Consider the following 21,378-nt stretch of genomic DNA (forward strand, 5'->3'; position numbering starts at 1 on the left):
GGGGCCGTCCCGGCTGGGACGGCCCCTTCGTCGTGGGGTCAGAGGCGGACGAGCGGGTGCAGCCCTTCCGAGCGCGCCACGGCCTGGTCGTCGCCGCAGATCTCGAGCCAGTTGGCCAGCAGGCGGTGACCGCCCTCGGTCAGCACCGACTCCGGGTGGAACTGCACGCCGTGCAGGGGCAGCGAGACGTGCTGCAGGCCCATGATGATGCCGTGGGCGGTCGCCGTGACCTCCAGCTCGTCGGACACCGTGTCGTTCACGACCGCGAGCGAGTGGTACCGCGTCGCGGTGAACGGGTCGGGCAGCCCGGCGAGCACACCCTCGCCCTTGTGCTCCACCTGGCTGGTCTTGCCGTGCATGAGCTCGGGGGCGTGAGTCACCGTGCCGCCGAACACCTCACCGAGCGCCTGGTGACCGAGGCACACCCCGAGCATCGGCAGGCCGACGGCCGCGCAGTCGCGGATGACCTGCATGCTCTGCCCGGCGTCGGCAGGGGTGCCGGGACCAGGGCTCACCAGGACACCGTCGAACCCGGCGCGCTCCTCGACGGGCGGCACGGCGTCGTTGCGGACGACCACCGTCTCGGCACCGAGCTGGTTGAGGTAGCCGACGATCGTGTAGACGAACGAGTCGTAGTTGTCGATCACCAGGATCCGCGTCATCTCACTCACCCACCGTGGTCTCGTTGAACGGCATGAACGGCGCGACCGCCGGGAACACCCACAGGAAGCACGCAGCCAGCACAGCCAGCGCCGCGACCGTGAGGATCAGCGCGCGCACGCCCGCGGGACCGGGCAGCCTGCGCCACAACCATCCGTACATCAGCGTCCTCCGTCCCGCGCGCAGGTGACCATCATGCGCCACCGGCCAGCTCGGCCGGGATCCCGTCCGACGTCGGCGCCCAGTAGTCCAGGACGCCGTGCACGATGAACCGCTCCCGTGCGGAGAACATCGGGTGGCACGTGGTCAGCGTGATGAGGCGCTCCGTGGGCACCGCGCCGGGGTCGCCGGGCACGGGCGCGATGACGCCGACGTTGGACGGATCCACGATCTCCGTCGACGTCACCCGGTAGACGTACCAGATGTTGTCGGTCGTGCGGATGATCAGCGGGTCGCCGACCTGCAGCTCCTCGACCCGGTTGAAGGGCTTGGCGTACGTGGTCCGGTGGCCGGCGACCGCGAAGTTGCCGAGTCCGCCGGGCATCGCCGTGCCCTCGTAGTGCCCGGCGCCGAGCACGTCGAGCACGGTCGCCCGGTCGGTCCCCTGGCTGATCGGGCGTTCCGGCTCGCCCACCCAGCGCGGCACCTGGATCGTCGCGAAGGTCGTGGCGTGCGGCGGCTCCGCCATGACGGGCGGCTCGTCGCGACGCGGCGGGGCGATGACGGGTCCGGCGGGTGCCCCGGCGCTCGGCGTGGCCGTCGGCACGGGTTCGAACGGGAGCTCGGCCACGATCTCGGCCTGCGCCCGGTTGCCGACGACATCCGTCCACCACAGCTGCCAAAGCAGGAACGCGAACAGCAGGACGCCGAGCGTGATCAGGAGCTCGCCGATCACCCCGACCACGCGGTAGGTGACGTCGCGGGCGTGGCTCGCCTTGCGCCGCTCGCGACGGGTGAGGGGAGGCGGCTCGGTCGTCGTCTCGCTCACTGCTTGTCCTCGGATCCGGGGGTGGGGGTGGGTCCGGTGCTGGCCCGCTGGGCCGCCTCGGCCGCCTCCAGCCCGGGCAGGATCTCGACGCCGTCGGGCACGGTCGCGGACCCCAGCTCGGTGGTGCCCGAGTACGCGGCGAGCTCGAGCGGCTGGTCCGCGTCCGTCACCGACCAGCCGAGCCCTACCTCCGCGGCGTCACGCAGGTACAGCTGGACGGCCGGGGACGCGTTCAGGGCCTTGCGCAGGTCGTCCGGGTTGCCGATCGCCTGCACCACGTACGGCGGCGAGTACACCCGGCCGTGCAGCTTCAGGACGTTGCCGACGCACTGGAACGCACTGGTCGAGATCACCCGCTGGTCCATCAGCGTCATCGCCTCGGCGCCGCCGGCCCACAGGGCGTTCATCACGGCCTGCAGGTCCTGCTGGTGCACGACGAGCGTGTCGGGCAGTGCGTCCTCGCGCCGCGGGGAGTCGGCGGGCGCGTCGTCGAGCCGCACGGTCACCCCGGGCCCGGTGACGGGCACGATCCCGCCCTCGACCACGTACGCCGTGCTGGGCTCGCCCACGGGCGTCCCGGCGTTCTCTCTCGTGGTCAGGTCGTCCACGACCGCGCGCAGGTCGTCGACCTCGGTGGACAGCCGCTCCACCCGGTCGGTCTCCACCTGGGCCAGCTCGCGCAGGTCCTGCGGGTGACGCTCGCCGGAGGCGCGGGCGAACTTGGCGTTCGCTGCGAAGAGCGCGCCGGACAGGGCCAGGACGAGCGCGACCGACAGCGTTCCGCGCGCGACGACACGACGCGCGCGGTGCGGGTGGTCGGTCACGAACGGCTCCTCGGGCGGGACGCCCAGCGGGTGGGAAGACGGGCACAGTACGGGCTGGCACTACGCTAGGTCACGAAGCGACGAGTCCGTGACGATGCGGCACCGTCGCAGCATGATCGACCACCCCACGACCACGACGTCACCCGCGTGGTCTCCCGTGGCCCGAGGGCCGCATCGCCGCAGGACAGGAGCACCGGACGTGCCTGAGTCGAAGTCGCGCAAGAAGGCGACGTACACACCGCCGCCCGCCAAGTCGACGGGACCCAAGGTCAACGCGCCCTGGTTCCTCCCCGTGATGCTCGGGCTGATGATCCTCGGTCTGATCTGGATCGTCGTCACGTACCTCACGCAGTCGCAGTACCCGATCCCCGGCATCAACCAGTGGAACCTGCTCATCGGGTTCGCCTTCATCGTCAGTGGCTTCGCCATGACGACGCGCTGGCGCTGACGCCGGACACTCGCACCTGGGCGCCGCTCGCACACCGTGCGGGCGGCGCCTTCGTCGACCCCTGGGCCGGGACGTCCGAATCCTCCCCATCGGTGCTCCGTCCCCACCTTCGCCCCCACCGCGGCGCCGCGACAGTCGTCCACAGCCACCCGTTCTGACCTGCGACAACGCGGCGGCTGTCCCCAGCGGTGCACAAGTCTGTGGATAACTACACGGGTGTAGTTCCACAGGTGTGGGTAAGCGTGGGGACGGCGACGAGGCCGTCGAAACCGGCTCTCCAGGCGATCGTGAGGGCCGCACGTTCCGGCACGTCAGAGGGAGAAGGCGCCGATCGACGCGTACGTCAGCAGGGTGGCGACGAGCAGCACGGCACCGAGCGCGACCGGTGCGGCGACCGCGACGAGCTTCCTGCGGGCCGGCGGCGCGTAGGCGTAGGCCGCGGCGAGCAGCCCACCGGTCAGCAGCCCACCGACGTGCGCCTGCCACGCGATGTTCGCCATGACGAAGCCGAGCGCCAGGTTGATGCCGATGAGCACGAGGATGCCGCGGACGTCGCCGCCCAGCCGCTTGCTGATCACGAGGATCGCGCCGAACAGGCCGAACACCGCACCGGACGCACCGACGCTGGTGGTCGCCCAGCTGTCCGTGGCCGTGGCCAGCAGCACCGAGCCGACGGAGCCGCCGATGGCGGACATCAGGTAGAGGGTGATGTACCGCGCGCGACCGAGCGTGTTCTCCAGAGTGGGCCCGACGAACCACAGGGCGACCATGTTGAACACGATGTGCAGGTACTGGCCTGGGGAGTGCAGGAAGGCGGCGGTGAGGAACCGCCACGGCTCGAAGAACGCGACGTACGGCTGGAACAGCCACCGCACCGTCCAGTCGGGCAGGACGAGCTGGAGGACGAAGCTCACCACGCACAGGCCGATCAGCGTGAGCGTGACGATCGGCCGGCCCTCGTGCCGGACCCCACCGAGCGCGGTGCGGGTGGTGGGCAGCGCCCGGGCGGCCTCGGCGACGCAGTCGACGCAGTGGACGCCGACAGCGGCCTGGCGCTGGCACTCGGGACAGGTGGGCCGGCCGCACCGCTGGCACCGCACGTACGACACCCGGTCCGGGTGACGAGGGCAGACCGGCGGCGCGACCGGCGCGCCCGGCTCGGAGGAGGACCCGCTGATGGTGCCCTCAGTCCTCGATGGTGATCGAGTTGATGACGATGTCCTCGACGGGACGGTCGCCGGGGCGGACCCGGGTGCTCTCGATGGCGTCGACCACGGCACGGCTCTCGTCGTCGGCGACCTTGCCGAAGATCGTGTGCTTGCCGTTGAGCCACTCGGTGGGTGCCACGGAGATGAAGAACTGCGAGCCGTTGGTGCCGCCGACCTTGCCCGTGGTGGGGTCGAGGCGCTTGCCGGCGTTCGCCATGGCGAGCAGGTAGGGCTCGTTGAACGACAGCTCGGGGTGGATCTCGTCGTCGAACGTGTAGCCCGGGCCCCCGCGGCCGGTGCCCAGCGGGTCCCCGCCCTGGATCATGAACCCGGAGATCACGCGGTGGAACACGACACCGTCGTACAGCGGGTCGGTCCGCTCCTCGCCCGTGGTCGGGTCCGTCCAGGGGGTCGATCCCGTGGCCAGCCCCGTGAAGTTCTGCACGGTGCGGGGCGCGTGGTTCGGGTACAGCTCGATCCGGATGTCTCCGGCGGTCGTGTGGAGGGTCGCAAACATGCGAGAAGTCTCGCACGATGCCCGAAGGAGCACCGGCAATCTCACAGGTGCGCAGGCCACAGCCACTGCGCTGCCGCGCGCGCGGTGGCAGAGTGGGAGGTCAGTGCAGCCGACGAGCCGGGAGCCGAGAATGCCGTTCACCAAGAGCCGCGCAAAGATCGAAGTCGACAGCGACAAGCTGGCCGACCTGGGTGCCACGCTCGCCGACGCCGCGAAGAGCGCGAAGGAGACCGCCGGGACCGCCGCGTCGAGGGCCGGGGATGCTGCCGCCCAGGCCAAGGACTGGACCACCCCGAAGGTCGAGCAGGCCATCGACTGGCTGCTGCCGCGGGTGGAGCACCTGTACAAGGAGAGCGTGAAGGCAGCCGCGCCGAAGGTGGAGAGTGCGGCCGAGAAGGTGTCGCCCGCCATCGACACGGCGCACGACAAGCTCGTCGACGACCTCCTGCCCAAGCTGGTCGCCGCGATGAACGAGGCCGCGGTCCGGGCCGGCGCGGCGGTCGAGCAGGCCGCCGACAGCGCCGCCAAGGGTGGCAAGAAGCAGGCAGCGGCCCTCGCCGCGGCCGCCGAGGCGGCGTCCGGCAAGAAGAAGCACACCGGCGCCAAGGTCTTCTGGCTGCTCGCCGCGCTCATCGGCATCGGTGCGGGGGTCGCCGCCTGGACGCGTTCGCGCTCGAGCGTGGACCCGTGGGCCGAGCCGTGGGAGCCGACGGACGCCGGCACCGCGCACGCCCGCGTGGGCGATGCGGCCGACGCGGTCGGGGAGGCGGCGGGCAGCGCCGTCGCCAAGGGGCGCGACGCCACGCGCAAGGCCGCCGAGAAGGTCACGGCCGTGACGGACGCAGCCAAGGAGAAGGTGGCCGACGCCACCGAGAAGGTGGCCGAGGCGACCGACGCCGCCAAGGAGAAGGTTGCGGGCGCGACGGACGCGGCGAAGAAGGCCACGACGCGGCGCACGACGAAGCCGGCGGACGACGTCACGGCCCCCGCGGTCGTCGACTCCGGCGCCGCTGCGGTCGTGGACCCCATCCCGGACCCGGTGCGTGACCTCGAGGAGCGAGACAAGCAGGTCTGACGCAGCACCTCGCACGGCCCCCGGTCCCCACGGACCGGGGGCCGTCGTCGTCTACCGAAACGTTTTGGCCGTTGACCCTCGGACCACGCGCTCTGCACGATGCGCCAGGCGCGTCGTGCCGGGGCCGCAGCGAGGCGACGCCGGGGCCACCCGCCGCCTCCGTGTTTCTCCCGTGCCGTGGAAGAGGACCCCATGCCCCGCCCCAGATCCCGCGGTCGCGTCGCGATCGCGTGCACGACCGCGTTGACCGTCGCCGCCGGCCTGCTCGTCGCCCCGCTGGCCGGCGCCGCGACCGCCGCGGACCCGGCGTACAACTACGCCGAGGCGCTCCAGAAGTCGATGTTCTTCTACCAGGCGCAGCGCGCCGGTGACCTGCCCGCCGACAACCCCGTCTCGTGGCGCGGCGACTCCGCGATGACGGACGGCTCCGACGTGGGCAAGAACCTCACGGGCGGGTGGTACGACGCGGGCGACCACGTGAAGTTCGGCCTGCCGATGGCGTTCAGCTCCACCATGCTCGCGTGGGGTGCGATCGCCGCGCCGCAGGGCTACACCAAGGCCGGCCAGCTCGACGAGCTCAAGGGCAACCTGCGCTGGGTGAACGACTACTTCATCAAGGCGCACACGGCACCCAACGAGCTGTACGTGCAGATCGGTGACGGCGAGGCGGACCACAAGTGGTGGGGCCCCGCCGAGGTCATGACGATGGCGCGCCCGTCGTACAAGGTCAGCGCGTCCTGCCCCGGCTCCGACGTCGCCGGTGAGACCGCGGCGTCCCTGGCGTCGGCGGCCATCGTGTTCAAGACCGACGACCCGACGTACTCCGCCACGCTGCTCTCGCACGCCAAGCAGCTCTACTCGTTCGCGGACACCTACCGCGGCAAGTACTCCGACTGCGTCACCGCCGCCGCGGCGTACTACAAGTCGTGGTCCGGCTACCAGGACGAGCTCGTCTGGGGCGCGTACTGGCTCTACAAGGCGACCGGTGACGCCACCTACCTGGCGAAGGCCGAGGCGGAGTACCAGAAGCTGAGCGTCGAGAACCAGACGACGACCCGGTCCTACAAGTGGACCGTCGCGTGGGACGACAAGACCTACGCGATGTACCCGCTGCTGGCCATGGAGACCGGCAAGCAGCAGTACATCGACGACGCCAACCGGTGGCTCGACTACTGGACGGTCGGCGTGAACGGTCAGCGGATCCCGTACTCGCCCGGTGGTCAGGCCGTCCTCGACTCGTGGGGGTCGCTGCGCTACGCCGCGAACACCTCGTTCGTCGCGCTCGTGTACTCCGACTGGCTGACCGACGCCACGCGCAAGGCCAGGTACCACGACTTCGGCGTGCGCCAGATCAACTACGCGCTCGGCGACAACCCCCGCAAGTCCAGCTACGTCGTGGGCTTCGGCGCCAACCCGCCGCAGAACCCGCACCACCGCACCGCGCACGGTTCGTGGCTCGACTCGCTGACCCAGCCCGAGAAGACGCGGCACGTCCTGTACGGCGCCCTCGTCGGCGGACCCAGCGGCGCCAACGACGCCTACACCGACCTGCGGTCCGACTACACGGCCAACGAGGTGGCCACCGACTACAACGCCGGGTTCTCGAGCGCGCTCGCGCGGCTGACGCAGGAGTACGGCGGCACCCCGCTGACCGGCTTCCCCGTCGCCGAGCAGCCCGACGGCGACGAGATCTTCGTCGAGGCCATGCTCAACCAGCCCGCCGGCGGCACGTTCACCGAGATCAAGGCCATGATCCGCAACCAGTCGGCGTTCCCTGCCCGTGCGCTGAAGAACGGCACGCTGCGGTACTGGTTCACGCTCGACTCCGGTGACTCGGCGGCGAACCTGACGCTCTCGACGAACTACAGCGAGTGCGGCACGCAGACCGGCAAGCCCGTGAGCGCCGGCGGCACGCTCTACTACGCCGAGCTCAGCTGCGTGGGCCAGAACATCTACCCCGGAGGCCAGTCGCAGCACCGGCGCGAGCTGCAGTTCCGGGTGAGCGGTGGTTCCACGTGGAACGCGGCCAACGACGCGTCCTTCGCGGGCCTGAACACCACCGCACTGGCCAAGACCAAGGCGATCACGCTCTACGACGGCGGCAAGCTGATCTGGGGCACCGAGCCGACCGGCACGGTCACCGACACGACCGCACCGAGCGTCCCGGGCACCCCCGTCGCGTCCGGCATCACCTCGACCGGTGCGTCGCTGAGCTGGACCGCGTCGACGGACTCGGGCAGCGGGGTCGCCGGGTACGACGTCTACCGTGTCCAGGGTTCGACCTCGACCCTGGTCGCGTCGACCACGGCCGCGTCGACCGTCCTGTCCGGCCTCACGCCGAGCACCGCGTACTCGTACACGGTCAAGGCGAAGGACGTCGCCGGGAACATCTCGGCCGCGTCGTCGGCCGGCACGTTCACCACCGCTGACCCGCCGGTCGACGTGGTGGTCCCCGGTCGGCCCGGCACCCCCGTGGCCTCCGCGATCACGACGACCGGCGCGACGCTCACGTGGACGGCCTCCACCGCCGGCACGTACGCCGTCACCGGGTACGAGGTGCACCGGGTGGTCGGCACCACCGCGACGCTCGTCGCGTCGACGACCGGCACGACGACCACCCTGACGGGTCTGACCCCCGGCACCGCGTACACGTACACGGTCCGGGCCAAGGACTCCGCCGGGAACGTGTCGCTCAACTCGGTCGGCGTCACGTTCACCACGACGACCGCGTCCGACACGACCGCACCCACCGTCCCGGGCACCCCGGCCGCGTCGTCGATCACCCAGACCGGCGCGACCCTCACCTGGGCCGCGTCGACCGACTCGGGCGGCAGCGGGCTGGCCGGGTACGACGTGTACCGGGTCCAGGGCTCGACCTCGACCCTGGTGGCCTCGCCGACGTCGGCGACGACGACGCTCACCGGCCTCACGGCGAACACCGCGTACACGTACGCGGTGCGGGCCAAGGACGGCGCCGGCAACACCTCGGCGGCGAGCACGTCGGTGACCTTCACGACCCTCCCGACGACGTCCACCAGCAGCTGCGCCGTGAAGTACTCGGCCAACAGCTGGAACGTCGGCTTCACGGGCAGCGTGAAGATCACCAACACGTCGACCTCCCCGGTGACGTGGACCCTCGCATTCACGTTCCCCTCGGGCCAGCAGGTGACCCAGGGCTGGAGCGCCACGTGGGCCCAGACGGGATCCGCCGTGACCGCGACTGGGCTCGGGTGGAACGCCACCCTGGCCCCGGGTGCCAGCACGGACATCGGGTTCAACGGGTCGCACACCGGCACCAACACGGCCCCGACCGCCTTCACGGTGAACGGGGCGGCCTGCACGGTCTCCTGACCGACGGCACGACGAAGGGCGCCCACCTCGCTGACCGAGGTGGGCGCCCTTCGAGGTTCGGACCGGGTCAGTCGGCGCTGTGCACCGGGCGCACCCGCTCGCCCATCGCGCCGAGCTGCGCCTTCATCTCCTCGACCGACAGGGTGTGCTCGACGCGCGGCGAGTAGAGCATCGAGCTCACGATCGCTCCCGTGGCACCGATCGCGAAGGCGTCGCTCACGTGGGTGACCAGCCCTGCACCGCCCGACGCGATCACCGGCAGGCTCACGGCCTCGGTGATCAGCCCGGTGATGTCCAGGTCGTAGCCGGCACCGGTCCCGTCGCGGTCGATGCTGTTCACCACGATCTCGCCGGCGCCGAGGTCCTGACCGCGCTTCGCCCACTCGACCGCGTCCATGCCGGTGAACGTGCGCGCACCGTCGATGGCGATCTCGTAGCCGCTGGGGATCTTCGCGGTCTTGTCCACGCGCTTGACCTGCATGCTCAGCACGATGCACTGCCGGCCGAACTCGACCGACCCCTGCGTGATGATCTGCGGGTTGCGCACGGCCATGGAGTCGATGCTGATCTTCTCCGCCCCCGCGCGCAGGACCTCGTGCATGTCCTCGAGGTGCCGGATCCCACCACCGACCGTCAGCGGCACGAAGGTGCGGTGCGCGGCCTTGCGGACCATGGCCAGGTCGATCTGGCGCTTCTGGGCGCTGGCCATGATGTCGTAGATGACGATCTCGTCGACGTCCTCGTGGTAGAGCCGGTCGGCCAGCTCGGCCGGGTCCCCCACGTCGATGTTGTCCTGGAACTGCTGGGCCTTGGTGACGCGCCCGTCTTTGACGTCGAAGCAGGCGATCAGCCGGTTAGCGAGCATCGAGATCCGTCACGTCCTTCATGTCGAGGTCGCAGAACGACTTCAGCACCTGCAGTCCGGCGCGCGCGCTCTTCTCGGTGTGGAACTGCGTCGCCATGATGTTCTTGTGCGCGACGGCCGCCGCGAACTCCTGGCCGTACGTGGTCACTCCGACCAGCGTGGAATCGTCGGTGGGCCGCGCAAAGAATGAATTCACGAAGTAGTAGTAGCCGCCCGGCGTGAATGCGCGGGAAAAGGGATGGTCGCCGCGCACGTCGACGGTGTTCCAGCCCATGTGCGGCACCCGGACCTGCGTGCTGTCGAACTCGTGCACGCTGCCCTGGAGCCAGCCCAGGCACTCGACGTCACCCTCGGCGGAGTGCTCGAACAGCACCTGGAGCCCGACGCACACGCCGAGAAAGCCCTGGCCATCGCCCAGAACCTTCTCGCTGAGGTGGTCGATCCAGCCCTCCTGGGCCAGCGACTCCATGGTCACGCCAGCGGCGCCGACCCCCGGCAGGATGTACTTGTCGACCTCGTCGCACTCACCCGGCTTGGCCACGAGCGCGTGCGGGACACCGAGATGTTCGAGCGCATAAGCAATGCTCTGCGAATTACCGGTGCGGTAGTCGATGATCCCGATCACTTGCCCAATCCTACACCGGACACCCGTCTCAAATGTCGGACGTTCAGTCGAGGAACAGCGCCCGCAGCCGCACGGTGGTGAACGCCAGACCCAGGCCGATCATCGCGACGAAGTAGGCCACGTGCGTGAGCATCGAGCCGTCGAGCACCCCGAGCGTCAGGCCACGGACCAGCTCCACGGCGTGCCACAGCGGCAGCGCCTTGATCAGCCCCTGGATCCATCCGGGGTAGACGGTGATCGGGTAGAACGTGGCCGAGAACAGGAACATCGGGAGCATCACGAAGTTGATCCAGTCCATCTGCTGGAAGGTCTTCATATAGCTGGTCACAGCCATGCCGACGCTCGCGAACCCGAACGCCACGAGCAGCACCGCGGGGATGGCCAGGGCGGCGGACCACGCGAGGTTCAGGCCCATGACCTGCATCACGGTCAGGAAGCCGATGGCGTAGACACCGCCGCGCAGCAGCGCGTACGTGATCTCGCCGAACGCGACGTCCAGCGGCCCCAGCGACGTGGCGAGCATCCCGTCGTAGAGCTTGCCGAAGTGCATCTTGAAGAACACGTTCCACGTCGAGTCGTACACCGCGCCGTTCATCGCGGAGACGGCCAGCAGTGCCGGCGCGATGAACGCCGCGTACGAGACGGACGCGCCGTTCGGCAGCTCGACGTCGCCGATGAACGTGCCCAGCCCGAGGCCCATCGCGAGCAGGAAGAACACAGGCTCGAAGAACCCGGACAGCACGATGACCCAGTTGGTGCTCTTGGTCGCCTTGAGCCCGCGCGCGACCACGGAACGTGCGTTGCGCGCGTACAGGGAGCTGATCGTGGCCTTGTGGGTGGGTTCGGTCGTGGTGGTCGTCATCCGGCCCGCAACCTCCTCACGAACACGCGCCGCGCCATGACCCAGCCGACCGCGGCGAGCAGGACGAGGATCGCCAGGTGCCAGCCGACGGGCCACGCACCCGGCGGCGAGCCGTACGAGAGCGTCCGGCCGATCTCGCTCGCGTGCCAGATGGGCGAGATCCAGCCGATCCACTGCAACCAGACCGGCAGCGTGGTGAGCGGGAAGAACGTGCCCGAGAACAGGAACAGCGGCGTGAAGACGAACCGCTGCACCAGCGCGAACTGCCCCTTGTCCTCGGTCAGCCCCGCGGAGAACGCCATCAGCGGCAGCCCGAACGCCAGCCCGCCGAGCACCCCGACCAGCGGCATGAGAGCCCCGGTCACGGGGTCGCCGACCGCGCCGAACGCCAGGATCAGCAGGTAGTAGATGGTGCAGGTGAACAGCATCCGGAGCACGACCGAGATCACCAGCCCCGCGGCGATCTGCGGCGGCGCGACCGGGGAGGCGTTCATGCCCCAGAAGATCCGGCGCCACTTGAACCCGGCCATGATGACGAAGGTGAACTCGTCCATCGCGACCGTGACCGCGGCGGTGGCCAGCAGCGCGGGCGCCACGAACCACACGTAGTCGACGAGCCCGTCGGCGCCGGACGCGATCGGCTGGTCGAGGAACGCCGCCAGGCCGAGCCCGATGCCCAGCAGGTAGAGCAGCGGGTTGCCGACGCTGCCGACCACGATGGTCCAGCCGTACGCCTTCATGCCGCGCAGCTGGTGCTCGGCGATGTACCAGGCGCCGAAGCGCCGCGGCCTGGCCGCGGCCGTGACGGCTGCCTCGGGGAGGGTCGTCGTCATTCGATGAGGCTCCGCCCTGTGAGCCGCAGGAACACGTCCTCCAGGCTGGAGCGTCGTACCAGCGACGTCGTCGGGTGCAGCCCGAGGTCGGTGACGCGCTCGAGCACCGCCTCGCCGTCCTCCGCGTACAGCAGGACCCGGTCGGGGAGCACCTCGATGCGCTCCACCAGACCGCCCATCCGGACCGCGGCCTCCGCGTTGCGCTCCGACCCGAACCGCAGCTCGACCACCTCCCGCGTCGAGTACTGCCGGATCAGCGCCGACGGGCTGCCCTCGGCCATGATCTTGCCCTTGTCGACGACCACGATCCGGTCGCACAGCTGCTCGGCCTCGTCCATGTAGTGCGTGGTCAGCACCAGGGTGGTGCCGCGCTCCTTGAGCCGGAACAGCCGGTCCCAGAGCACGTGCCGAGCCTGCGGGTCGAGGCCTGTGGTCGGCTCGTCGAGCATGAGGATGCGCGGCTCGTTGATCAGCGCCCGGGCTATGGTCAGCCGCCGCTTCATGCCACCCGAGAGGTCGTCGACCTTGGAGTTGCGCTTCTCCTCGAGCTGCGCGAACCCCAGGAGCTCGTCGGCCCTCGTCGCGCACACGGACCGGGGGATGCCGAAGTAGCGGCCGTACACGATGAGGTTGTCCCGCACGCGCAGCTCGGTGTCGAGGTTGTCCTCCTGAGGCACCACCCCGAGCAGCGACCGGATCTCCGGGCCGTGCGAGTCGGGGTCGAGGCCGAGCACGGTCAGGTCTCCCGCCGTGCGCTGCGAGACCGCGCCGACCATCCGCATGGTCGTGGACTTCCCCGCGCCGTTGGGCCCGAGCAGCCCGAACGACTCCCCGGGCGGGACCTCGAAGTCGATGCCGTCCACGGCGGTGAAGTCGCCGAAACGCTTGGTGAGGCCGTGGGCGGCGATGACGGGTGCGGTCACAGCGGTCCAACCTAGACGAGAGGACCGACAGCGCCCCAGCGCAATACGGTTGACCGAGGCAGCGCCGCCGGGCAGCCTGCACCGATGGACGACCTCTGGCCCCTCGCAGCGCTGCGCGTCCGCAGCGGCGACCTCGAGCTGCGGTACATGGACGACGCTGACATCCACGCCCTCGCGAGGCTCGCGGCCGACGGCGTGCACGCGCCCGACGCGATGCCGTTCACCGTGCCCTGGACGCGCGGCACGCCGACCGAGGTGTCGCGCAGCGTGCTCACCTACCAGTGGGGTGCACGCGCGTCGGCCTCTCCGGAGAGGTGGAACCTCGAGCTCGCCGTGGTGCGGGACGGTGAGGTGCTGGGCACGCAGTCGCTCACGGCGCACGACTTCCCGGTCACGCGCACCGCGGAGACCGGGTCGTGGCTCGGTCTGCGCCACCACGGACAGGGCATCGGCACCCGCATGCGGCTGATGATCCTGCACCTGCTCTTCGAGGGGTTCGACGGCCTCCGCGCGACGACGAGCGCGTTCGACGACAACGCCTCCTCGAACGGCGTCACCCGTCGCATCGGCTATGCGCAGAACGGCGCCGAGGTCCTGGCCCGCGAGGGCAAGCCTGCTACCAGCCGTCGGTACGGGCTGGACCGCGCGACGTGGGACGGCCGACCGGCCGAGCTGCGCCCGGAGGTCGACCTCGTCGGGGTCGCGGCCGTCCGCGAGCAGCTCGGCATCTGACGCGTCCAGCTCGTCGTACGCGCGTCACACGCCGCGTGTCGGTGCCTGCCCCTACGGTGGCCGCTCCACCACCGACCCGGGAGCGCCGTTGCCGAAGTCCCCTGACGAGACCCTCGCGCTGATCCGCACCTTGCTGGCGATCGCCGACGGCGGTTCGCCCCACCAGCCGGAGCGTGAGCTCGCCCGGGTCCGCGCCGAGAAGCTCATGCTCCGGCACAGCATCGACGAGGCCGCGGTGCGCATGACGAGCGAGAGCGCGCGTCAGCCGGTCCGCGCGGAGGTGCACGTCGAGGGATCATGGGTCGCGGACCGGATCGAGCTGCGCAATGCCGTCTATCGCGCGTTCGGCTGTCGCCCGGTGCGGGTGCGTCGGGATGGTGTCACCGAGTTCGTCGCCTTCGGCTTCGCCTCGGACATGTCGATGGCTGCCGTCCTGACCGCGTCGCTCGAGCCACAGATGCTGGCGGAGATGTATCGGCACGGCAGCGCGGTGAGCGACAAGCGCACCTTTGCCGCGGGCTTCGCATCGATCGTCGCCGACCGCCTGCGGCAGTTCTACGCCGAGGTGCTCGTCGTGGCGGAGACCGAGGGCACGTCGAGTGCGCTGGTCCTGGCCGCGCGGGATCGCGACGTCGACGCCGCTGTGGCTGACGCGTTCCCGGACCTGCGCCGCACGACGCGTCGGCTCTCGGGTCGGGGATGGGCGGCCGGCGCAGCGGCGGGCGCTCGCGCCGACATCGCCGTCTCGGACCGCACGATGTCCGGGAGCGGCGGGCGCGCCCTGGGGCGGTGAGTTCTCCCTGGAGGTCCACACCACCTAGCGGTCGTCGGCCGCGTCGTGCACGTAGCGCGCCACCTGCACGCGGTTGGTCACCTCCAGCTTGGTGAACACGCTGCCCACGTGCGTCTTCACGGTGGCGACCCCGAGGTGCAGCGACCGGGCGATCTCGGTGTTGGTCATCCCGTCGGACACCGCGTCGGCCACCTCCCGCTCCCGTTCGGTGAGGCGCGCGAGAAGCGTGCGGGCCTTGCGTCGCCGGCCGTCGTCGGACGGTCGGGTGACCGCCGCGATCAGCTGGTGGGTGACGCTTGGCGACAGCATCGGCTCCCCGAGCGCGACCCGCCGGACGGCGACGACGAGGTCGGCCGGGGCGGTGTCCTTGAGCAGGAACCCGGAGGCGCCCAGCTGCAGGGCGGTGAGGACCATCTCGTCGGTGTCGAACGTGGTCAGGACGATGATCCGGGCGGTCGTCCCGCGTTCCTTGAGCCGACGGGTCGCCGCCAGACCGTCCATCCGGGGCATGCGGATGTCCATGAGCACCACGTCCGGCAGCTCGCGGGCGATCACGTCCATCGCGTCCTGCCCGTCGACCGCCTCCCCGACGACGTCCAGGTCGGGTGCACCACCGAGGATCATCCGCAGCCCGGCGCGCACCAGGGGGTCGTCGTCCACCACGACCACGCGCACCGTGCTCACGCCGGCCACGGCAACCTCGCCTCCACGACGAACGACCCGTCGGACCCGACGCCGTGGCCGAGCTCGCCGCCCGCCAGCTCCGCGCGCTCAGCCAGGCCGGCCAGGCCGACACCCCCGGGGCGCCCGTCGGGGAGCGCGCTGAGGCTGTTGCGCACCTCGATCCGGAGCTGGGCGCCGGGTCCACCGGCCAGCCGGACGCTCACGGGCTCACCGGGCGCGTGCTTGCGGGCATTGGTCAAGGCCTCCTGGACGATCCGGAACGACGTGCGGGACAGAGTCTGCGGGCGGGGGTCCTCGGCCAGGTCCGTGGTGTCGAGCGTGACGGCCGACCCGGCCTCCTCCGCGTCGGCGAGCAGGGCGGGGAGCTCCGCCAGGGTGGGCTGCGGAGGTTCGATGCCCGCCGCGTCCGTCCCGGCCCGCAGCACCCCGAGCACCTGACGGAGCTCGCTGAGGGCGAGCTGGGCGTTCGACTGGATCGTCTGCGCCGTCTCCCGGGTCTCCTCGCGGGTGAGGTCGTCGCGGTAGGCCAGCGCTCCCGCGTGCAGGGCGACCAGCGAGATCCGGTGCGCCAGGACGTCGTGCATCTCCCGCGCGATCCGGGTCCGCTCGGCGTCCCGCGCCCGCTCGGAGGCGAGCTCCCGCTCACGGTCCGCCGTCGCCACCTGCTCCTGGAGCGACGCGACCAGCTCACGCCGGGTGCCGATGTAGTAGCCCGTGGCCATCGTCGCGACGAAGTACGTGATACCGACCAGGATGCCGAACAGCATGACGAACCGGTCGGGCGGGGTACCGGGGAACGCGGTGCGGTAGTACACCTCCGACAGCACGCTGACGACGAGCGTCACCGCTCCGACGACGATCACCCACGCCCGCCGGCGCCACGTGGCCATCGAGACCAGCGCGATCGTCGCCGGGCCGATGCTCGCCGTGGAGACCGTCGTCGCGACGGTCGTCAGGCACGCGACCACCAACGGGTACCGCCGCCGGAGCGGGAGCAGCCCGAGCGTCAGCACCCCGAGCAGCAGGTCGAGCGCGATCAGGCCGACCGCCACACCCTCCGGTTCGGGGGCGAAGTTCGTGTGCTCGGCCGCCGAGATCGCCCAGGCGGTGACGCCCACTGCGATGGCCACCAGGTATCGCCAGACCCGGGACCAGACCGACAGCGCAGGCTGCGGCGGGGTGGGCGGCTTCTGGGGCATGACGGCAGCCTAGGCAGTGCGTCCGCAGCCCTCGCCCACCTTCCGGCCGCTCCGTCTCCACCATCCGGTGGAGCCCGGGCTGGCCGCAGCGCCGATGCCGCGGCACGCCCGGCACCGGGACGGTGGGGCCATGATCAGACCACTCACCCTCGCGCGAACCGCGGGCGCCCTGTATCTCCTTCTCGCCGTGCTCGGTTCCTGGGCGCAGCTCGCCGCGCGCGGATCGGTGTACGTTCCGGACGACGCGGCCGCCACCGCCACCGGGATCGTCGAGCACGAGGCCCTGTTCCGACTCAGCATCGTGGCCGACATCCTCATGGCCGTCGTCTTCGTGCTCCTCGGCCTCACGCTCTTCCGGCTGCTCGACGGAGTCCACCGCCGCGCGGGCATCGCCCTGCTGGTCTTCGTCGCCGTCGGCGCCAGCTCCATCCTGATCAACCTGACATTCCAGGTCGGCGCCCTGATCACCGCGATCGACCCTGCGTACGACGCAGCGACCACCCTGCTGCTGCTCGACCTGCACGCCTACGGCTACTCGCTCGGCGGGGTCTTCTTCGGCCTCTGGCTGCTCCCGATGGGCTGGGCCGCGGTCCGGACCACCCTGTTCCCGACCTGGCTCGGTGTGCTCCTGATCGCCGGCTCCGTCGCATGGGTGCTCGACCCGGTGATCCTGTTCGGGCTCCCCGACGCGACCGTCCTGAGCGCCGTCGTCGCGACGGTCACCACGGTCGCCGAGCTCACCCTGATCGCGTACCTGCTGGTCCGCGGCGTGCGCCGGGCCGCACCGATCGCGCTACCCGTGCTCAGTCGCTGACAACGACGACGCGGGACATCGGTCATCGATGTCCCGCGTCTGAGTGGTGGAGCCAAGGGGACTCGAACCCCTAACCCCCTGCTTGCAAAGCAGGTGCGCTACCAATTGCGCCATGGCCCCGTGCCGCACAGCGGCGGGCCCCCGACCGTCACTCGAACGTGTCGGTGACCTCTGCCCACAGGTCTCGCTCGTCACGATCCTGTGCGTACTTCTGCCACACAAAGAATCCGATGGCGGCAACGGCCGCCAGGAGCAGGAGCTTCTTCATCGGTTCCCCCACGGGTCGGGAGTGGGCCTAACAGGACTTGAACCTGTGACCTCTTCCTTATCAGGGAAGCGCTCTAACCGTCTGAGCTATAGGCCCGTGCACTGCGCGCGCCGCAGTGGCGCCGGATGAGACTACCCCAGGGCAGGGGCACCACCCAAACCGACGATCACTCGTCCGTCATGGTCACGTGCACACCGCCCACGAGCGCCGCCACGATGTTGTAGAGGAACGCGCCGATGGTCGCCAGAGCCGTGAGCAGGAAGACGTCGATGACCGCGATCAGGGTCGCGCCGGAGATGATCCGCTGGAACTCGACGTACTGCAGGATGTCGATTCCGCTCTCGGTCCCGGTGATCTGGGTGACCAGGTCGTCCGCCTTGGTGAACACCTGGAGACCGTTGAGCGTGAACCAGACGACGGCCGCAGCGACGACGATCATCACGCCGATGGCCACCGACAGCAGGAACGACAGCTTCATCACGGACCACGGGTCGACGCGCGAGATGGCGAGCCGGACCCGGCGCGGGGCGCCGTGCGAGCCGACCGTCGGGATGCGTCCCGTGCTCGGCCGGGCACCCGTGAGGTTGTCGGTCGACGTGGCCGTCCGGGGGGCCGCCGGAGTGGTGGTCATGGACGGCTCCTTGGGAGGACGAGGTCGGGTGGCCGCAGTGAACGCGGCAGACGTGGCGACGCCGGCCTTCTTGAGCCAGACGGTGGCGGTGTCCACCGCCACCATCATCGGGGACGGTGGCTCGGGCTCACCGCTGGTTCCGGGGACGGAAGCGTCACGATCCTGTGGAGATGTCGCGGTGGTGGTCCCGGCCTCGGGACGATCCGGACGGATCGGCGTCGCCGTCCGGGCCGCCGACGTGGACGTCCGCGTCGGCGTCACCGTCGGGGGTGACACGCTCGCGGGCACCGTGAACGTGGTCGTCCCGTTGGAGCCGTTCAGGTTCGGCACGTGCGTCGCGGCGTCCTCGCTGTCGCTCCACGTCGGTCCGGACCCCGTGCGCGGCGCAGACGTCGTCTGACGGCCGGCCGTCGTCGGGGTCGTCGGGCGCTTGCGTGGCGGGATCGAGGGGGGCGTGGAATCGGTCATGCGTCCTCCGCTGGCGGGTCTGTCACAGCCTCAGCCTCGGACGCCTCTTCACCGACGGGGGAGTCCGGGACGTCCGAAACCTGGCCATTCTCAGCGCCCACGGTACCTGGCTCGTCGGCCAGGTGTCGCTCAGTGTTGCGCGCGACCGCGATGATCCTGTCCCCGCTGTCGGGCTTGGCGAAGATGACACCCTGCGTCGTGCGGCCCGTGGCGTTGACCTCCGCGGTGGCCGAACGCACGATCTTGCCGCGCTCCATGATGACCAGGACCTCGTCGTCGGGGTCCACCACGAGGGCGCCGACCAGGTCGCCGTTCGCCTCCGGCAGGTTGGCGACCTTGATGCCCAGACCGCCGCGGCCCTGCTGGCGGTAGTTCTCGACGGTGAGCGCGGTGCGCTTCGCGATGCCGCCCTCGGTGACGGTGAACAGGAAGGCGTCCTCGCGCACGACGTCCATGGCCAGGAGCTCGTCGTCGGCCCGGAACTTCATGCCCGTGACACCCGACGTGGCCCGGCCCATGGGCCGCAGCGACTCGTCGGACGCGGTGAACCGCACCGACTGGCCCTTGCGAGACACCAGGATGAGGTCCTGGTCCGAGTCGACGAGCCGCGCCGAGACCAGCTCGTCCGGCAGACCCTCGTCGTCCTCGCGCAGGTTGATCGCGATGACACCGCCGGACCGGTTCGAGTCGTAGTCGGACAGGCGGGTCTTCTTCACCAGGCCGCGCTGCGTGGCCAGCACCAGGTACTCGGCCTTGGTGTAGTCGCGGATGTCGAGCACCTGGGCGATCTTCTCGCCCGGCTGGAACGCCAGCAGGTTGGCGACGTGCTGGCCCTTCGCGTCGCGGCCGCCCTCGGGCAGCTCGTACGCCTTGGCGCGGTACACGCGACCGAGGTTGGTGAAGAACAGCAGCCAGTGGTGCGTCGTCGTGACGAAGAAGTGGTCGACCAGGTCGTCCTCGCGCAGCTGTGCGCCGCGCACGCCCTTGCCGCCGCGCCGCTGCGCCCGGTAGTTGTCCGACCGGGTCCGCTTGGCGTAGCCACCGCGGGTGATCGTGACGACCATCTCCTCCTCGGCGATGAGGTCCTCGACGCTGACCTCGCCGTCGAACGGGAGGATCGTCGTGCGGCGCTCGTCGCCGTACTTCGCGACGATCTCGCCCAGCTCCTCGGACACGATGTCCCGCTGGCGCTGCTCCGAGGCGAGGATCGCCTGGTACTCGAGGATCTCCGCCTCGAGCTTGGCGTAGCGCTCGAGGATCTCCTGGCGCTGCAGCGCGGCCAGCCGGCGCAGCTGCAGGTTGAGGATCGCGTTCGCCTGGAGCTCGTCGATGTCGAGCATCGCGATCAGGCCGGCACGGGCCTCATCGGCGTCGGGCGACCGGCGGATGAGCGCGATGACCTCGTCGAGCGCGTCGAGCGCCTTGAGGTACCCGCGGTAGATGTGGATGTCCGCCTCGGCCTCGCGCAGCTTGAAAGCGGTGCGGCGGACGACGACCTCGAGCTGGTGGGTGACCCAGTGGCGCACGAACGCGTCGATGCTCAGCGTGCGGGGGACGTCGTCGACGAGGGCGAGCATGTTCGCGCCGAACGTGTCCTGCAGCTGCGTGTGCTTGTAGAGGTTGTTCAGCACGACCTTCGCGACGGCGTCACGCTTGAGCACGATCACCAGGCGCTGGCCGGCGCGGCCGGACGTCTCGTCGCGGATGTCCGCGATCCCGGTGACCTTGTTCTCGCGGACCAGGTCCGCGATCTTCTTCGCCAGCGTGTCGGGGTTCACCTGGTACGGCAGCTCGGTGACGACCAGGCAGATGCGGCCCTGGATCTCCTCGACCTCGACGATCGCGCGCATCGTGATGGAGCCGCGACCGGTGCGGTACGCCTCCTCGATGCCCTTGTGGCCCAGGATCGTCGCGCCCGTCGGGAAGTCCGGACCCTTGATGCGCAGCAGGAGGGCCGCGAGCAGCTCTTCGCGCGACGCCTCGGGGTGGTCCAGGTGCCACTGGACACCCTCGGCCACCTCGCGCAGGTTGTGTGGCGGGATGTTGGTCGCCATGCCGACCGCGATGCCGGCCGAGCCGTTGACCAGCAGGTTCGGGAACCGCGACGGCAGGACCGTGGGCTCCTGGGTGCGGCCGTCGTAGTTGTCCTGGAAGTCGACGGTGTCCTTGTCGATGTCCCGGACCATCTCCATGGACAGCGGCGCCATCTTGCACTCGGTGTACCGCGGGGCGGCCGCGGGGTCGTCGCCCGGGGAGCCGAAGTTCCCCTGGCCCGACACCAGCGGGTACCGCAGCGACCAGTCCTGCACCAGGCGGACCAGGGCGTCGTAGATCGCCGTGTCACCGTGCGGGTGGTACTTGCCCATGACATCGCCGACGACGCGCGAGCACTTGGAGAACTGGCGGTCCGGGCGGTAGCCGCCGTCGTACATCGCGTACAGCACGCGGCGGTGCACCGGCTTGAGACCGTCACGGACGTCCGGCAGTGCCCGTCCGACGATCACGGACATGGCGTAGTCGAGGTACGAGCGCTGCATCTCCAGCTGCAGGTCGACCTGGTCGATGCGGCCGTGCTCGATCTCGTTGCCGGTGGTCTCGCTCAACGTGGTT

Annotated in this window: 23 protein-coding genes and 2 tRNA genes; 7 read left to right on the plus strand and 18 right to left on the minus strand. The window is 70.4% G+C overall.

Annotated features, from left to right (window positions below; genetic code table 11):
- Nucleotides 1-38 precede the first annotated feature (38 nt).
- From J2X26_RS04280 to J2X26_RS04295, 4 genes are read right to left on the minus strand one after another with little or no spacing between them, the layout of a single operon-like run.
- A complete protein-coding gene (locus J2X26_RS04280; RefSeq protein ID WP_307490105.1) occupies nt 39-662 on the minus strand; it encodes an aminodeoxychorismate/anthranilate synthase component II in 624 nt (207 codons plus the stop codon).
- 1 nt (nt 663) lies between these two features.
- Nucleotides 664-822, minus strand: a complete 159-nt coding sequence (locus J2X26_RS04285) for a hypothetical protein (RefSeq protein WP_307490107.1) — start codon at nt 820-822, stop codon at nt 664-666.
- A gap of 31 nt (nt 823-853) precedes the next feature.
- On the minus strand, nt 854-1,648 hold the full coding sequence (locus J2X26_RS04290; protein WP_307490109.1) for a class E sortase: 795 nt from the start codon (nt 1,646-1,648) through the stop codon (nt 854-856).
- Complete coding sequence (locus J2X26_RS04295) at nt 1,645-2,472, minus strand: DUF881 domain-containing protein (protein ID WP_307490111.1); 828 nt, start codon at nt 2,470-2,472, stop codon at nt 1,645-1,647. Before J2X26_RS04295 ends, J2X26_RS04290 begins: the two co-directional genes overlap by 4 nt.
- A 199-nt stretch (nt 2,473-2,671) precedes the next feature.
- Here J2X26_RS04295 and J2X26_RS04300 point away from each other — a divergent pair, with 199 nt between their 5' ends.
- Entirely contained in the window at nt 2,672-2,920 is a 249-nt protein-coding gene (locus J2X26_RS04300) for a cell division protein CrgA (protein WP_307490112.1), read from the plus strand.
- Nucleotides 2,921-3,231: 311 nt separating this feature from the next.
- Here the strand turns inward: J2X26_RS04300 and J2X26_RS04305 are convergent, their stop codons facing one another.
- Both J2X26_RS04305 and J2X26_RS04310 read right to left on the minus strand, forming a co-directional pair.
- Nucleotides 3,232-4,029, minus strand: a complete 798-nt coding sequence (locus tag J2X26_RS04305; protein WP_307490114.1) for a rhomboid family intramembrane serine protease — start codon at nt 4,027-4,029, stop codon at nt 3,232-3,234.
- Between the two features lie 76 nt (nt 4,030-4,105).
- Entirely contained in the window at nt 4,106-4,645 is a 540-nt protein-coding gene (locus J2X26_RS04310) for a peptidylprolyl isomerase (RefSeq protein ID WP_055916107.1), read from the minus strand.
- Nucleotides 4,646-4,775: 130 nt separating this feature from the next.
- Here J2X26_RS04310 and J2X26_RS04315 point away from each other — a divergent pair, with 130 nt between their 5' ends.
- Both J2X26_RS04315 and J2X26_RS04320 read left to right on the plus strand, forming a co-directional pair.
- Entirely contained in the window at nt 4,776-5,720 is a 945-nt protein-coding gene (locus tag J2X26_RS04315; protein WP_307490116.1) for a hypothetical protein, read from the plus strand.
- A 192-nt stretch (nt 5,721-5,912) separates the two neighbouring features.
- The gene (locus J2X26_RS04320) at nt 5,913-9,071 is read left to right on the plus strand and encodes a glycoside hydrolase family 9 protein (protein ID WP_307490118.1); all 3,159 of its coding nucleotides are present in this window, start codon (nt 5,913-5,915) and stop codon (nt 9,069-9,071) included.
- Nucleotides 9,072-9,138: 67 nt separating this feature from the next.
- Here J2X26_RS04320 and hisF read toward each other — a convergent pair whose 3' ends face one another.
- From hisF to J2X26_RS04345, 5 genes are read right to left on the minus strand one after another with little or no spacing between them, the layout of a single operon-like run.
- Nucleotides 9,139-9,936: an imidazole glycerol phosphate synthase subunit HisF gene (gene hisF, locus J2X26_RS04325; RefSeq protein WP_307490119.1), complete on the minus strand. Its 798-nt coding sequence runs from the start codon at nt 9,934-9,936 to the stop codon at nt 9,139-9,141.
- A complete protein-coding gene (hisH, locus tag J2X26_RS04330; RefSeq protein ID WP_307490121.1) occupies nt 9,926-10,561 on the minus strand; it encodes an imidazole glycerol phosphate synthase subunit HisH in 636 nt (211 codons plus the stop codon). Before hisH ends, hisF begins: the two co-directional genes overlap by 11 nt.
- A 43-nt stretch (nt 10,562-10,604) precedes the next feature.
- A complete protein-coding gene (locus tag J2X26_RS04335; protein ID WP_307490123.1) occupies nt 10,605-11,423 on the minus strand; it encodes an ABC transporter permease in 819 nt (272 codons plus the stop codon).
- Nucleotides 11,420-12,256, minus strand: a complete 837-nt coding sequence (locus J2X26_RS04340) for an ABC transporter permease (RefSeq protein ID WP_307490125.1) — start codon at nt 12,254-12,256, stop codon at nt 11,420-11,422. The genes J2X26_RS04335 and J2X26_RS04340 overlap by 4 nt, the downstream gene beginning before the upstream one ends.
- Nucleotides 12,253-13,179, minus strand: a complete 927-nt coding sequence (locus tag J2X26_RS04345) for an ABC transporter ATP-binding protein (protein ID WP_307490127.1) — start codon at nt 13,177-13,179, stop codon at nt 12,253-12,255. The genes J2X26_RS04340 and J2X26_RS04345 overlap by 4 nt, the downstream gene beginning before the upstream one ends.
- Before the next feature lie 84 nt (nt 13,180-13,263).
- Here J2X26_RS04345 and J2X26_RS04350 point away from each other — a divergent pair, with 84 nt between their 5' ends.
- On the plus strand, nt 13,264-13,911 hold the full coding sequence (locus J2X26_RS04350; protein WP_307490129.1) for a GNAT family N-acetyltransferase: 648 nt from the start codon (nt 13,264-13,266) through the stop codon (nt 13,909-13,911).
- An 88-nt stretch (nt 13,912-13,999) separates the two neighbouring features.
- Nucleotides 14,000-14,704, plus strand: a complete 705-nt coding sequence (locus tag J2X26_RS04355) for a DUF7168 domain-containing protein (protein ID WP_307490130.1) — start codon at nt 14,000-14,002, stop codon at nt 14,702-14,704.
- Between the two features lie 24 nt (nt 14,705-14,728).
- On the opposite strand, the gene J2X26_RS04360 is transcribed toward J2X26_RS04355, so the two are convergent.
- The gene (locus J2X26_RS04360) at nt 14,729-15,397 is read right to left on the minus strand and encodes a response regulator (protein WP_307490132.1); all 669 of its coding nucleotides are present in this window, start codon (nt 15,395-15,397) and stop codon (nt 14,729-14,731) included.
- On the minus strand, nt 15,385-16,587 hold the full coding sequence (locus tag J2X26_RS04365) for a sensor histidine kinase (protein ID WP_307490133.1): 1,203 nt from the start codon (nt 16,585-16,587) through the stop codon (nt 15,385-15,387). Before J2X26_RS04365 ends, J2X26_RS04360 begins: the two co-directional genes overlap by 13 nt.
- Before the next feature lie 130 nt (nt 16,588-16,717).
- Here J2X26_RS04365 and J2X26_RS04370 point away from each other — a divergent pair, with 130 nt between their 5' ends.
- Entirely contained in the window at nt 16,718-17,401 is a 684-nt protein-coding gene (locus J2X26_RS04370) for a DUF4386 domain-containing protein (protein WP_307490135.1), read from the plus strand.
- A gap of 44 nt (nt 17,402-17,445) precedes the next feature.
- Here the strand turns inward: J2X26_RS04370 and J2X26_RS04375 are convergent.
- From J2X26_RS04375 to J2X26_RS04390, 4 genes are all read right to left on the minus strand, one after another.
- Nucleotides 17,446-17,521, minus strand: a tRNA-Ala gene (locus J2X26_RS04375).
- Nucleotides 17,522-17,549: 28 nt separating this feature from the next.
- On the minus strand, nt 17,550-17,669 hold the full coding sequence (locus J2X26_RS04380) for a DLW-39 family protein (RefSeq protein WP_307490136.1): 120 nt from the start codon (nt 17,667-17,669) through the stop codon (nt 17,550-17,552).
- Between the two features lie 22 nt (nt 17,670-17,691).
- Nucleotides 17,692-17,765: transfer RNA gene (locus tag J2X26_RS04385), tRNA-Ile, on the minus strand.
- A 70-nt stretch (nt 17,766-17,835) separates the two neighbouring features.
- Nucleotides 17,836-18,300 carry a DUF3566 domain-containing protein gene (locus J2X26_RS04390; RefSeq protein WP_307490138.1) on the minus strand — a complete coding sequence of 155 codons (465 nt, stop codon included), beginning with the start codon at nt 18,298-18,300 and terminating at the stop codon, nt 17,836-17,838.
- Nucleotides 18,301-18,478: 178 nt separating this feature from the next.
- Between J2X26_RS04390 and J2X26_RS04395 the strand changes: the two genes are divergently transcribed.
- Nucleotides 18,479-18,700 (plus strand): hypothetical protein, encoded by a 222-nt coding sequence (locus J2X26_RS04395; protein ID WP_307490139.1) that lies wholly within the window; start codon nt 18,479-18,481, stop codon nt 18,698-18,700.
- Between the two features lie 64 nt (nt 18,701-18,764).
- Here J2X26_RS04395 and gyrA read toward each other — a convergent pair whose 3' ends face one another.
- Nucleotides 18,765-21,371: a DNA gyrase subunit A gene (gyrA, locus tag J2X26_RS04400; protein WP_307490140.1), complete on the minus strand. Its 2,607-nt coding sequence runs from the start codon at nt 21,369-21,371 to the stop codon at nt 18,765-18,767.
- Between the last annotated feature and the right edge of the window lie 7 nt (nt 21,372-21,378).

Origin of the sequence: Cellulomonas humilata, assembly GCF_030814415.1 — a bacterium.
In the GTDB taxonomy this organism is placed as follows: Bacteria; Actinomycetota; Actinomycetes; order Actinomycetales; family Cellulomonadaceae; genus Cellulomonas; species Cellulomonas humilata_A.